Source organism: Desulfovibrio sp. ZJ200 (assembly GCF_011039095.1).
Taxonomy (GTDB): Bacteria; Desulfobacterota; Desulfovibrionia; order Desulfovibrionales; family Desulfovibrionaceae; genus Desulfovibrio.
The window spans coordinates 12,664-25,820 of the sequence record NZ_JAAKEH010000028.1 but is presented as its reverse complement, the minus strand read 5'-3'; the positions used below and the strand labels follow the sequence as shown (position 1 = coordinate 25,820).

The window sequence follows — 13,157 nt, the reverse complement described above, 5'->3', positions numbered from 1 at the left end:
AGAGGTTGAACGATGGGGATTTTGTTGCAAATCGTGATTATTGCGCTGCTGGGGGCGCTGGCCGCCCTGCAGCCGGAAGGCGTCTGGGCCTGGATGATAACGGCGGCGGCCGCCGTCTGCGCGGGGGCCGACGCCTGGCTTTGGCTGAGGGAGGGGCAAAAAAGGGCCGACCTGCTTTCCTTTGCCCAAACATTGCTCGGCCCCGATGCCCCGAGCTCTTCCGAGGAGCCCGCGCAGCGTTTGCGTCACTGTCTGGAGGCATTGCAGAACGAGCGCCGAAAAGCGCAGGAACAGGCCGCGGCCGCAGCCGAGACGTTGCGCGCTGAGGCGCAGGCTCTGCGGGCCGAGTCGCTTGCCGCGAGCGATCGTGAGAAGACCCTGGCTGACAAGATCTCGCAAAGCGCGCCGGTGTTGGAAAAAGCCCATAATGTCTGCAACAGGCTTTCCACGGAGGTGCGCCGCCTTTCCGAGCTGGTGGGCGATGTGGAGAAAGGCGTGGAGGTGCAGCGTGACCGCCTCGGCGAAACCAGCGCGGTCATGGAACGCGTGGCCGAAGCCGCGCGGGTTTCTTCGGATCGGGTGCGCGGCGTTACGGACAATGCGGAAGCCTCGCGCGGCAAAGCCGTCACCGGGGAAAAAGAAGTGCATGAGGCCGTGTCTTCCATTGAAGAGGTCAAAAGCACGGTCATGCACCTCAAGGAAGCTATGGCCGGGCTGGGAGAAAAAGCCAGCAACATCGGGCAGGTCATGAGCGTGATTAACGAAGTGGCGGATCAGACCAATCTGCTGGCCCTGAATGCCGCCATTGAGGCGGCCCGCGCGGGCGATGCCGGGCGCGGCTTCGCGGTTGTGGCAGACGAAGTGCGCAAGCTGGCCGAAAAGACGATGGGGGCCACCAGGGAGGTTGAGGAAGCTGTCCTGGCCATTCAGGAAGAAACCCGCGTCAATGTGCAGACAGTGGAGAAAGCCGCCCTGCTGATTGTGGAAGGAGCGCAGCGCGCCTCCAGCGCCGGCTCCTTTATGGTCGATATTGTGCGGGACATGGAAGGGACGGCGGAGCATCTGAAAATCATTGCCCAGGGCGCGGCCGAACAGTCGGAGAGCAGCGCGCGGACCAACGGCGCTCTGGAGGAAATCCGGGATGTGGCCGAGCGCACGGCCTCCAATATGGAGACATTCACAGCGGCTCTGCTCTCGTTCAAGACCGGCATGGAAGATTTGGACATGATCGTCAATGCCCTGGTGACGGGGGACTACGGCCAGGCTTCCTCGGACAAGTTCGTGCAGTGGACGTCCAAGCTGGATTTGCATGTCCCGGTCATCGACAGGCAGCACAGAATGCTCTGCGGCTATATCAACGAGTTGTACACGGCCATGCGCAACAACCGCACCGGCGAGGAGCTGCGGGCCATTGTGAAGAAGCTGCGTGATTATACGGCCTCGCATTTCAGCGAAGAAGAAAAACTTTTTGCGCCTTCAGGCTATCCCGGCACGGCAGAGCATAAGGAAATCCACAGAAAGTTCGTGGCCAGGCTGGATGAATTTGAAGAACAGCTCAAGAACGGCACGGCCACGGTGAGCATGGATCTGCTGAGCTTCCTCAAGGATTGGCTGATCAACCATATTGCGGGCACTGATCCCGGCTATGTGCCGTATCTGTCGAAGACGGCGCGCGAAAAGTAGAGCGTTTTGCTCATGGGGTCCGGATCTTTCCGGACATGGACATGACGGCCAAGCGCCCCGAACGGGGCGCTTTTTTCATGTGCGAAAATTCCGCGTCAGGTGGTCTGTCCCCCTGCCTGCTTGACAGGGGCAGACCACCTGACGGCGCGGGACTGTGCACTCTATGAGGGAGCGGCGGCTATTTTGTGCACATTTCAAGGAAGTAGCGGTGCAGGCGCACGTCCGAAGTCAGCTCGGGATGAAAAGAGGTTGCCAGCACATTGTCCTGGCGCACGGCCACAGCCTGCCCCTTGACGTTGGCCAGGACCCGCACCCTGGGCCCCACGCCGGTCAGCACGGGCGCGCGAATGAAGACCGCCGGAAAAGGCGGGGGGCCGAGTTCCGGCATCTCCAGATCCGTTTCAAAGCTGTCCACCTGGCGGCCGAAGGCATTGCGCCGCACCGTGGCGTCGAGCACGCCCAGCCGGGGCTGGTTCGAGTTCTCGATTTCCCGGCAGAGCAGGATCAGGCCCGCGCAACTGCCATAGACCGGCATGCCCTTTTCAATGCGCTCCCGCAAGGGATCAAGCATGCCCCATTCCACAAGCAGCTTGCCTATGGTGGTGCTCTCGCCGCCCGGGATGATCATGGCGTCAATGCCGCGCATGTCCTTGAGCTGGCGCACTTCGCGCGCTTCGGCTCCCAGGCGGGCCACGGCGGCCGCGTGCTCGCGGAAAGCGCCTTGCAGGGCCAGAACGCCCACAAGCGTTCGGGCCATCTTACCAGCCCCGTTCCTGCATGCGTTCGGCATCCGGGATGGAGGAAATTTCAATGCCCACCATCGGCTCGCCCAGATCTTTGGATATTTCTGCCAACATAGCGTAATCATTATAATTGGTCACGGCCTGCACAATGGCTTTGGCCCGCTTGGCCGGATCGCCGGACTTGAAGATGCCCGAGCCCACGAACACGCCGTCACAGCCCAGGTGCATCATCAGGGCGGCATCAGCCGGCGTGGCGATGCCGCCGGCCGCAAAGTTGACCACAGGCAGGCGGCCTTCTTTGCGCACGCGCATGGCCACTTCCAGAGGCGCGCCGCACTCCTTGGCGAAATTGGGCACTTCGGCGTCGGGCAGGGCGCAGAGCATGCGGATTTCATCCATGACCTGACGGCAGTGGCGCACGGCTTCCACCACGTTGCCGGTGCCGGGTTCGCCCTTGGTGCGGATCATGGCCGCGCCCTCGGCAATGCGGCGCAGGGCTTCGCCCAGGTTGCGGCAGCCGCAGACAAAGGGCACGGTAAAGTTGCGCTTGTCGATGTGGTAGCGGTCGTCGGCCGGGGTGAGCACTTCGCTCTCGTCAATATAATCCACGCCCAGGGCTTCCAGAATGCGCGCCTCCACGAAATGCCCGATGCGCGCCTTGGCCATTACCGGAATGCTGACCACCTCCATGATCTTTTTGACGATGGTGGGATCGGCCATGCGGGCCACGCCGCCGGCAGCGCGGATGTCGGCCGGGACGCGCTCCAGAGCCATGACGGCGCACGCGCCGGCCTGCTCGGCGATTTTCGCCTGCTCGGGAGTGGTGACGTCCATGATCACGCCGCCCTTGAGCATTTCAGCCAGTCCGGTCTTCAGGCGGATGGTGCCCTGTTCCATAATCTCTACTCCTTCTCTGCCGGGTGCGGCCCGACGGGTGATTTGCGGGTAGCCGCTTTGTGGCGGCGATGCTGGCGTGTTTATATGCGATAATCATGCGCCTGACAATATGCCCGAAGGTGGAGACGAGGGATTCGCCTTTGCGATGATTTCCGTAAAAAATTCATTTTATTTTTCCATGGTGAGAAAGGAATTTCACCCTGAAAGCTGATCCTTCAGGCATGGCTCCGGCTTGCGCTCCGCGGCGCCTCTGGCTATGCTATACAACTTTGGAAGGAATGTAGGCATGAATGAAACGCTTTGTATCCGGCTGCCGCTGCTGCGGGGGCCATTGCCCGACCTGCCGTCCGGCCCGGAAAATACGAATGGCCCCGCATGGCCGGGGGCCTTGCGCCTTTGGCCCGGCTTGCCGGACTGCCCGGATACGGGCTGGCATTGCCCTGAGAATTACCCTTTTACGCCGCGTGAGGCGGCGGCCTGTCTTTCGGATCTGCGGCAGTTGAGCCAAACGGCCCTTTCCGGCCTGCCCGTGGGCGCGACTGCGGCGGGGAATGCCCGCGCGGCGCGCCAGGCCGCTGAAATGGCTTTACTCAAAAATCTGGACGGACTTTCCCCAAGCCAGGAACAAAAGGCGAAACAGGCGGAAGCGGCCCGCCGCGCGCGGCTTGAGCGTGAGCAGGCGCAAAAGGCCCTGCTCTGGTTCTGGCTGCAGGAAGAATATCTGGCCGATCTGGCCGAGCTGACCCTCCGTTGCGCTGAAAAAGCGGAAAATCTTACCGCCGCCCTGGGCGTGGAAGAGGACGACGCGTTGCGCTCTTTGCCCGCGTCCGCTGCGCGCGTTCCCCTGGACCAGGGGCTTGTGCCGCCCTGGCGCGTGGCTGCCGCCAATGCCGCCTATTTTTTGCCGGACAACGTGGCCCTGGCCGTGGAAGGCCCCATGCGCGTCGCATTGCTGGAAATGCTTGAATTCACTCCGGCTCCGCACTGGGCTGAATTTCTGGGCTGCTCCCTGGATGTGGCCGGAGAGGCCGTGACCATTCTTGAAGCCCGGGCGCCCCTCTGGCGCGTGCTGGGACGCGCGCCTTCCGCCTCGGAGGGCGGCCCGTGGGCCGCGGAGCGCGTTTGGCTCACCTGGAGAGAATCCGCATGAGCGCGCCTCCTTTTCCGCATGGGCTGCGGGGCGTGATTTTCGATTGCGACGGCGTGATGATTGATTCCCGGGCGGCCAATAACGTCTTCTTCAACCGCGTGCTGGCGTATTTCGGCCTGCCGCCCATGACGCCGGAGCAGGAGGCGTATTCCTTCATGGCCACGGCAGGGCAGGCTCTGCGGCACATTCTGCCGGAGCGTCTGCACGGTGAGATCGAGCGTGTGACCAGGGATGAGGTCAACTACCAGCGGGACATTGTGCCGCTGCTGCGTCTGCAACCCGGTTTTCGCGAATTCGCCGATGATCTGCATGCCAGGGGCGTGCGCATGGCTATTGCCACCAACCGCATCTCAAGGGGCATCCAAACGGTTCTGGACTTTTTCGCCTTGCCCCCCTATTTTGATCCTGTCATCACGGCAAGCAACGCCGCGCCCAAGCCTTCGCCGGAGGGCGCGCGGCGCATCTGCGCCGCCTGGGGTTTTGCCCCCGCGGACGTGCTTTTTGTGGGCGACAGCAAGCACGACAAAGATGCGGCGCAAGGAGCCGGGACGGTATTTGCGGCCTTTAACGGCGGCGAACTGCGGGGTCGGATTACGGCGGCTGATTTCGACCAATTGCGCCGGGCAGTAGGCGCTGCCTTGCCGCCGCTTCCGGGTGCGCAAGCCCGGAGCATTTTCTGAGTGAAATGATCCAGTTTTTCTCAGAATTATTCAGGGAAAAACGCGGTTTTTCCTGAATCCACGCCGCCTGGCGGCGGCTGCTGCTTTCGCGTCAGCAGAGCAGTTGCAAGGGGAACGTGCTCAAAGGGATTTGAAACAACGGGCAGGGCGCTGCCGACATGCGCGCCGCGCCTGTTTGCAATGCGTCCCGGCCCGGCGTTCCTGTGGCCTGCCGCATGGCCACCTTGGCAGAAGGGCGGCTCGGCGTTATTGTCTGTGCGCGGGGGGACCTGGGCAATGGCCTGTGTTCGGCGCGCAGCGAGCTGTTTTTTCAGGCGGCAGGCGCGGCAGCCAAAGTTTTTGCCGAATCCGGGAATGCAAAGCCGGGCTGCCTGTCCGCGAAACCCCGGCGGCTCGGCGTCGCTGCAAAGCGGCGGTCGTGTCCGCACGCAACAGGGCACGCGTAACATAGTATAAGACTCACGCTGGAGTGTGCATGATCATTCTTGCCAATACATTGAGCGCCATAGCTCTGGTGCTGGGCTCGCTTTTGAATATTTATTTCTGGGTCGTCATTATTGCGGCCGTGCTGACCTGGGTCAGACCCGATCCGTATAATCCCATTGTGCGGACGCTGCGGCTTCTTACGGAGCCGGTGTTTTACAGGGTGCGCAAATGGCTGCCCTTTACCTATACGAGCGGCCTGGATTTTTCTCCGATCGTGGTTTTGCTGGCTATTGAACTTGTCAACCGGATTGTGATCGCCTCGCTGGCCCAGTATGCCATTGCCCTGCATTGAGCCGCGCGCGTTGGCGCGGTTCGGGCTTCGCGCGCGGATTCTTCCGCCAGGAAGCTCTCAAAGGCATGCGCGCGTAGCGGCGCAATGCCCTTGCTGCCGCGAAAGCGGTCAGCCGCCCGCGCGACACGCGCCGGAATTTATTTCCGGCGCGGGCAAGCGGAGCGTTTCAGGCTCGCGGCTGCTGACGTTTTTTTGCGCGTGCCCCGCGTTTGAACATCTAACACTGGAGATTTCTTAAGGGCATGCGCGCGTAGCGGCGCAATGCCCTTGCTGCCGCGAAAGCGGTCAGCCGCCCGCGCGACACGCGCCGGAATTTATTTCCGGCGCGGGCAAGCGGAGCGTTTCAGGCTCGCGGCTGCTGACGTTTTTTTGCGCGTGCCCCGCGTTTGAACATCTAACACTGGAGATTTCTTAAGGGCATGCGCGCGTAGCGGCGCAATGCCCTTGCTGCCGCGAAAGCGGTCAGCCGCCCGCGCGACACGCGCCGGAATTTATTTCCGGCGCGGGCAAGCGGAGCGTTTCAGGCTCGCGGCTGCTGACGTTTTTTTGCGCGTGCCCCGCGTTTGAACATCTAACACTGGAGATTTCTTATGGATCAGCATGAAATTGACCTGCTGGAACAATATGCCCCCACTGATCCGGAGCTGAAATCCCTTTGGGAAGACCATGTGCTCTATGAAAAACAGGTGGAAAAGCTGGAAAGCAAAGGTTTTCGCACCCCCACGGAAGAGCAGACCCTCAAGCAGTTGAAAAAGCAGAAGCTGGAAGGCAAGACCAAGTTGATGGATATCCTGGATCGCTTGAAAAAACAGGAAAAATAGCCGGCTGAGGAGCTATTCATGGAATGCACAGGCGCACAGATTCTCCTTGAGTCCCTGAAAAAAGAGGGCGTGGACGTGCTGTTCGGCTATCCGGGCGGCGCGGTTCTTGATATTTACGACGAATTACCGCGGCATCCGGATATCCGCCATGTGCTGGTCCGTCATGAGCAAGCGGCTGTGCATGCGGCCGACGGCTATGCCCGCGCCTCCGGCAAGGTGGGGGCCTGCCTGGTGACCTCCGGGCCCGGCGCCACCAATACGGTCACGGGCATAGCCACGGCTAACTCCGATTCCATTCCGCTGGTGGTGATCACGGGCCAGGTGCCCACCAAACTGATCGGCAACGACGCTTTTCAGGAAGTGGATATTGTAGGCATCACCCGGCCATGCACCAAGCATAACTTTTTGGTCAAGGACGTGCGCAAGCTGGCCCTGACCATCCGCCAGGCTTTTTATCTGGCCCGCTCGGGCCGCCCTGGCCCGGTGCTTGTGGATTTGCCCAAGGATGTGATCCAGGCCAAAGCCGAGTTTGTCTGGCCCGAAGACATTTATATGCGCAGCTACAATCCCACCTACAAGCCCAATCTGAACCAGTTGCGCCGCACGGTGGAGGAGCTGGCCAAGGCAAAACGCCCGGTGCTGCTGGCAGGCGGCGGGGTGATCATGTCCAATGCAGCCGAGGCCCTGGCCGAGATCGCGCGCAAGCTGCAAATTCCGGTGGCCTGCACGCTCATGGGGCTGGGGGCATATCCTGCCACGGACCCGCTCTGGCTCGGCATGGTCGGCATGCACGGCACGTATGCCGCCAATCTGGCCATCAACAATGCGGATCTGCTGGTTTGCGCGGGCGCGCGCTTTGACGACCGGGTCACCGGCAAACTTACGGCCTTTGCCTCCAGGGCGCGCATTGTGCATATCGACATCGACCCTACCTCCATCCGCAAAAATGTGGAGGTGGAAGTGCCGGTTGTGGGCGATTGCCGGCTGGCCCTTTCCGGGATTATGGAGATCTGCCAGGCCAGGCTGGCGGACAAGGATTGGGCCGCCGAGCACGCGGACTGGCTCGCCGCGGTGCGCGAATGGAAGGAAAGCAAGCCGTTGTGCTATCAGAAAAACGGCAACATCAAGCCGCAACAGGTGGTGGAAGCGCTGTTCGAGCTCACCGGGGGCGATGCCATCGTCGCCACCGAAGTGGGGCAGCACCAGATGTGGGCCGCTCAGTTCTTTGCCTTTACCAGGCCCCGCACGCTCCTGACCAGCGGCGGTCTGGGCACCATGGGCTATGGCTTTCCGGCGGCCATCGGCGCGCAGTTCGCCTTTCCGGACAAGACCGTGATCGCCCTGGCCGGCGACGGCTCCCTGCAGATGAACATCCAGGAACTGGCCACGGCAGTGGCCAACAACCTGCCCGTCAAGGTGGTCATACTCAACAACCGCCATCTGGGCATGGTTCGCCAGTGGCAGGAGCTTTTTTACAACCGCAACTACAGCTCCACCAATATGGAAGCCCAGCCGGATTTTGTGAAGTTGGCCGAGGCCTACGGCGCCGAAGGCTACCGCATTGCCAAGCCCGAAGATCTTCTGCCTGTGCTGCAGAAGGCTTTGTCCACGCCCAATCCGGCCTTTATCGACGTGCTTGTGGAGCGCGAGGAAAACGTCTATCCCATTGTGCCCGCCGGAGCGGCCCTGGATGAAATGCTGCTGGTATAGGCAGGTTTTGGCGCGCGGAAAGGCCAGAGCGTTTTGCTAAGGTCTTGCAGACGCCTGCGCCGGCACGCGCGCAAGCGGTCGCCCGCGCGTGAAGGCAAGACGGGATCGCAGTCCCGGCGCGGCTTGAGCGCGGCCTCCGAATCGGCAGACGAGCCGATGCGAAAATGCTATTGAGGGATGCTATGCAACGACATGTGCTTTCCGTTCTGGTGGAAAACGAGCCCGGCGTGCTCTCCCGCGTGGCGGGTCTGTTCAGCGGGCGCGGCTTTAATATCGACTCGCTCAATGTGGCGCCCGCCCTGGAGGACGGCGTCTCGCACATGACCATCACCACCTATGGGGACAGCTTGATCTTGGAGCAGATCATGAAGCAGCTGCACAAGATCGTCTCGGTGATCAAGGTGATGGATTACGCCGAAACAGCCGCCGTGGAACGGGAAATGATGTTTGTGAAAGTGCAGGCCGAAGGCCTCATGCGCGGCGAAATTCTGCGCACGGTGGAGATTTTCCGCTGCAAGGTCGTGGATGTCAGCCCCAATGAGATGACCATTGAGGCCACGGGCGATCACGGCAAGCTGGAGGCGATTCTCAGTCTTTTGCAGCGCTTCGGCATCAAGGAAGTGGCCCGTACAGGCTCTGTGGCCATGCGTCGTTCCAAGAAGTCGACGGAATGAGTTTGCCCTGATTTTTCCCCTGCGCACGGGCGCAGAGGAGTGTAGTTTTTGTCTAACCGTGAGTGATTACAGAGGATGCTCAGATGAAAGTCTATTACGATCAGGATGCCGATCTCAATGTTTTGAAAAACAAGACCGTGGCTGTCATCGGCTACGGCAGCCAGGGCCATGCGCATGCCCAGAATCTGCGTGACTCGGGCGTCAAGGTGATTATCGGCCAGCGTCCCGGCGGCGCCAATTATGAGCTGGCCAAGGAACACGGCTTCACGCCTGTTTCCGCGGCGGAGGCGGCCAGGCAGGCGGATCTGATCATGATTCTTCTGCCCGACGAGGTGCAGGCCCAGGTCTATGAAAGCGATATCAAGCCCAATCTGAGCAAGGGCAAGGCCTTGCTTTTCGCGCACGGCTTCAACATTCACTTCAGCCAGATCCTGCCGCCCAAGGATGTGGACGTGTTTTTGATCGCTCCCAAGGGGCCGGGGCATCTGGTGCGCCGCACCTTCACCGAGGGCGGCGGCGTGCCCTGCCTGGTGGCCATTGAGCAGGACGCCACCGGCGAGGCGCTCAAAACGGCTCTGGCCTATGCCAAGGGCATTGGCGGCACGCGCTCCGGGGTCATTGAGACGACCTTCCGGGAAGAGACGGAAACCGATCTTTTCGGCGAGCAGGCAGTGCTTTGCGGCGGCGTTTCAGCCTTGATCAAGGCCGGTTTCGAGACATTGGTGGAAGCCGGCTATCAGCCTGAAATGGCCTATTTCGAATGCATGCACGAAATGAAGCTGATCGTGGATCTGATGTACGAGGGCGGCCTTTCGCGCATGCGCTACTCGATCAGCAATACGGCCGAATACGGCGATTATGTTTCCGGCCCGCGCCTGATCAATGAAGCCGTGAAAAAGGAAATGAAGGGCGTGCTCAAGGACATCCAGAGCGGCAAATTCGCCCGCGATTTCATCCTGGAGGCCAAGGCCCGCTACCCCATGTTCCTGACCACGCGCCGCAATGAGTCCGAACACCAGATTGAAAAAGTGGGCAAAAATCTGCGGGGCATGATGTCCTGGCTGAAAAAGGACAAGAAAGACTAGAGCGGTTTGCTGTTGAAAACGGCAACCGCTCGGGCGTCCGCGGGAGCGGACGCCCGAGCCGAATGAGCCTGAAAACCACGCTTTTCAGGCGCTTGTCCCGCTTGCGGGGAAATGATGGCAGCGCCGTTTTTGCAATTGAATAATTTCAAAAGCAAAATGCTCCAGTGCCCTTGAGAGCGTAAACCGCGCCAGGGAACAGTTTCAGAGGTAAGCCATGCCCTGCTTTGGCAGCGGCAAGAGCCAGCGCACACAAGCTGAAGCCCGCGGTGGAAGTCTGCTCCCGCCGCGGGCTTCAGCTTGCTTCAATTTTGTGCCGGGGCATGGCCTGCCGCCAGGGATGCGTCCGCTCTATTCCTATTTTTCCGATGTCATAAACAAGACATCGGACGAAACGCTTGTGCCGCCCATTCCAGCCATAGAAGCCACGTTTTTTCCAGGTATTAGAGCGGGTTGCCGTTTTCAGCAGCAAGCCGCTCTAGAGCAGATTACCTTTGACTTTTTATGAAAGTCAAAGGTGGCATTCAGGCGAAAAACGCGGTTTTCGCCTGAATGTACGCCGCGTTGCGGCGGCTGCCGCTTTCGCGTCAGCAGAGCATTTTCAAAGAGAAGCTGCGTTATTTCTATAACACTATGGAATAGTTGGTAGAAAAATATTTTAAATATTTTCCTACCAACTATACTACCAACATTCTTTCTGGCTTTCAGAGGACTCTATCGCCCTTCATCAGCCAACCTTCCCATGCCGGGCGCGCCTCCCGGCATTTTCATTTCCCATACATTTGCCATACCTTCTGGATCGACTTCCAGCGCCTGATTCATTTTTTGCAGAGCGCCTTGCCTGGTCTCCGAAGTTCAAGCCAGGACACGCATTCGGGCACGCTGGACATGCTGGCGTCGCTCTCTGTGCGACGAGTAATCCATCCATGTGGGAAATGGCAATCTCACATATTTCACGAAGATTGCACTTTCTCACCATGCACACAGGAGGCTCGCAACCCAGAGACGCAAAGACAGTGACACCCCAAAGCGCTTCTCGTTTCTCATGGATTGTCTCCATACCGACACGCAGTGGGCGCGATACACACAATCCCGTCCCGACTCATACTCCGTAGCGTTCTCTCCATACAGGCACTGTCACCGCCAGCCTGGCATTCGGATGCCCCCGCTGTCACGCTCACCCTGCCGACCATTCTGTGAGCCAAATACAGATTGAACGGCTGCCGCATGGTGCCCAGACTTTCGCCGCGTACCGCTTTCCCGCGAGCTGGATGCTTGCCTCATGCCGCCGCCATACCTATCAGCGACGCGCCGGATGCGATCCGGTTTCCCGCCAGATACGCACCTGCAACGATCCCGATATCCGCATCATGCGTCTCCTTTTTCGCACGGATGCCTGTTCATTCGTCCGGCATTGTCTCCGAGGGCCAGCTTACGTTTCGTCTATACGCTCCGCGTATAGCCTCACGGCTGGCAAGGGGCGCTGCCCCTTCGATCCCCGAAAAGCCCAAAGGCAGGGAGAGCGGTGACACGCCCAGTCGCCATCTTGTATGCCCTATGCCCTATGCCCGGATTATCCAAGGCAGACACAGCCCGCCCTAGGTGCTACGCGGCGCTCCCGCCATGACCCACGCGCCTATCGACAGTATAAAGAGCCGATAAAAATTCACCTCTGCCAGATCATGTCAAGCAAAAAATAGCTGTGCTCTCCGGTTGGACGTATGCGGATTGCCCTGGCCATAGCCTCATCTTCAAATAAGGAGTCGCTTGAAAAAGCCATGATACGCTGTGCGGAACCCGCCTTGCCCAACAGAAAAAGTTGTTGGATCAAGACGGCAAACGCAAGGAGGACACCGCATGGCCCGTCATCGCTCGTCAGACCCCTCGGCACAGCAACCGCCCGCCCAGGCAGGGCGACGTGATGCGCCTATCACCCTTGATGCCTTTGTCGCAAATGTCTATCTGCCGCACGTCACGATCCGCAAGCGGAGCTGGCGCGTGGATGAGCGCATTGCGCGGCAGCATCTTTCCCCGGCATTCGGCGACAGGCGACTTGCCGACATCCAACGCCACGAAGTGGAAGACTGGCTGCACGGGCTGTCCACCAGAGGTCTGGCCCCGGCCACCTGCAACCGTATTCTGGCGGTCTTCAAAACGATCTGCTCTCTGGCCGTAATGCGTGGCCTTCTGCCCGCCGGACAATCCCCGTGCGCGGGCGTGTCTTGCTTCAAAATCCACACGTTGCGGGAACGCTATCTCTCGCGGGAGGAGGCGCAGCGCCTCATGCGGGCGCTGGAAAAAAGCGACCGGCCGGAAGCCTTCGCCATCCGCCTGCTTTTGCTGACCGGCGCGCGCAAGAGCGAAATCCTCAAGGCCCGCTGGGAGCACGCCCGCCTGGATTTGCGGCTTCTCATCGTGCCGCTGTCCAAGTCCGGCAAGCCGCGCCATATTCCGCTGTCCGACGAGGCCATGGCGGTCATTCGCGCCATTCCGCGCCAGTCTGGCAACCCGTGGCTGTTCCCCGGCCATGCTCCGGGAAAGCCCCTCAGTGACCTCTATCTTTTCTGGAACAGGCTGCGGCGCAGCCTGGGGCTTGCGGATGTGCGCATCCACGATTTGCGGCACACCTTTGCCTCGTTTTTGGTCAATGCGGGGCACTCCCTCTATGAAGTGCAAAGACTTCTAGGACACAGCGATCCCCGGACCACCATGCGTTACGCCCATCTGGGGCAGGCGTCGCTGCTGGCCGTCGCTGAGACAGTGAGTGTTTTTCTTGCCCGATCCGGCAGGAAAAATACCGGAGAGCACAAGGGCGGAAATTTCATTCCGCGCCCGTATGGCGCTTACGAGGGGTGTCGGGCAAGCCCTGCAACACGATAATGGCTGGAGATAAAAGACAAAAAAACAAAAAACACAAGACGTTGGAGGAAGCTGGTCGT

12 protein-coding genes are annotated in these 13,157 nt (G+C 60.3%); 10 read left to right on the top strand and 2 right to left on the bottom strand.

The genetic code is table 11. From position 1 onward, the window contains the following. The first annotated feature begins 33 nt into the window (after nucleotides 1-33). Nucleotides 34-1,683 (top strand): bacteriohemerythrin, encoded by a 1,650-nt coding sequence (locus tag G7Y52_RS09245; protein WP_241159686.1) that lies wholly within the window; start codon nucleotides 34-36, stop codon nucleotides 1,681-1,683. 178 nt (nucleotides 1,684-1,861) lie between these two features. Here the strand turns inward: G7Y52_RS09245 and pdxT are convergent, their stop codons facing one another. Together pdxT and pdxS are read right to left on the bottom strand one after the other, a co-directional pair. Beyond that, nucleotides 1,862-2,440 carry a pyridoxal 5'-phosphate synthase glutaminase subunit PdxT gene (gene pdxT / locus G7Y52_RS09240; RefSeq protein ID WP_165070787.1) on the bottom strand — a complete coding sequence of 193 codons (579 nt, stop codon included), beginning with the start codon at nucleotides 2,438-2,440 and terminating at the stop codon, nucleotides 1,862-1,864. Between the two features lies 1 nt (nucleotide 2,441). Continuing rightward, nucleotides 2,442-3,323, bottom strand: coding sequence for a pyridoxal 5'-phosphate synthase lyase subunit PdxS (pdxS, locus tag G7Y52_RS09235; protein ID WP_165070784.1), 882 nt, complete (start codon nucleotides 3,321-3,323; stop codon nucleotides 2,442-2,444). 286 nt (nucleotides 3,324-3,609) lie between these two features. Between pdxS and G7Y52_RS09230 the strand changes: the two genes are divergently transcribed. The 9 genes from G7Y52_RS09230 to G7Y52_RS09190 all read left to right on the top strand — a co-directional run bounded on the left by G7Y52_RS09230 (nucleotide 3,610) and on the right by G7Y52_RS09190 (nucleotide 13,098). After that, nucleotides 3,610-4,473, top strand: a complete 864-nt coding sequence (locus G7Y52_RS09230) for a hypothetical protein (protein ID WP_165070781.1) — start codon at nucleotides 3,610-3,612, stop codon at nucleotides 4,471-4,473. After that, nucleotides 4,470-5,153 (top strand): HAD family hydrolase, encoded by a 684-nt coding sequence (locus G7Y52_RS09225; protein WP_165070779.1) that lies wholly within the window; start codon nucleotides 4,470-4,472, stop codon nucleotides 5,151-5,153. The genes G7Y52_RS09230 and G7Y52_RS09225 overlap by 4 nt, the downstream gene beginning before the upstream one ends. A gap of 475 nt (nucleotides 5,154-5,628) precedes the next feature. Then, the gene (locus G7Y52_RS09220) at nucleotides 5,629-5,931 is read left to right on the top strand and encodes a YggT family protein (protein ID WP_165070776.1); all 303 of its coding nucleotides are present in this window, start codon (nucleotides 5,629-5,631) and stop codon (nucleotides 5,929-5,931) included. 590 nt (nucleotides 5,932-6,521) lie between these two features. Beyond that, on the top strand, nucleotides 6,522-6,752 hold the full coding sequence (locus G7Y52_RS09215; protein WP_165070774.1) for a DUF465 domain-containing protein: 231 nt from the start codon (nucleotides 6,522-6,524) through the stop codon (nucleotides 6,750-6,752). Between the two features lie 18 nt (nucleotides 6,753-6,770). Then, nucleotides 6,771-8,462, top strand: a complete 1,692-nt coding sequence (gene ilvB / locus G7Y52_RS09210) for a biosynthetic-type acetolactate synthase large subunit (protein WP_165070771.1) — start codon at nucleotides 6,771-6,773, stop codon at nucleotides 8,460-8,462. Between the two features lie 182 nt (nucleotides 8,463-8,644). Continuing rightward, nucleotides 8,645-9,136 carry an acetolactate synthase small subunit gene (ilvN, locus tag G7Y52_RS09205; protein ID WP_165070758.1) on the top strand — a complete coding sequence of 164 codons (492 nt, stop codon included), beginning with the start codon at nucleotides 8,645-8,647 and terminating at the stop codon, nucleotides 9,134-9,136. Nucleotides 9,137-9,219: 83 nt separating this feature from the next. Continuing rightward, entirely contained in the window at nucleotides 9,220-10,221 is a 1,002-nt protein-coding gene (ilvC, locus tag G7Y52_RS09200; RefSeq protein WP_165070755.1) for a ketol-acid reductoisomerase, read from the top strand. A 214-nt stretch (nucleotides 10,222-10,435) separates the two neighbouring features. Beyond that, entirely contained in the window at nucleotides 10,436-10,726 is a 291-nt protein-coding gene (locus tag G7Y52_RS09195; protein WP_165070754.1) for a hypothetical protein, read from the top strand. A 1,349-nt stretch (nucleotides 10,727-12,075) separates the two neighbouring features. After that, the gene (locus tag G7Y52_RS09190) at nucleotides 12,076-13,098 is read left to right on the top strand and encodes a site-specific integrase (protein WP_165070753.1); all 1,023 of its coding nucleotides are present in this window, start codon (nucleotides 12,076-12,078) and stop codon (nucleotides 13,096-13,098) included. Nucleotides 13,099-13,157 lie beyond the last annotated feature (59 nt).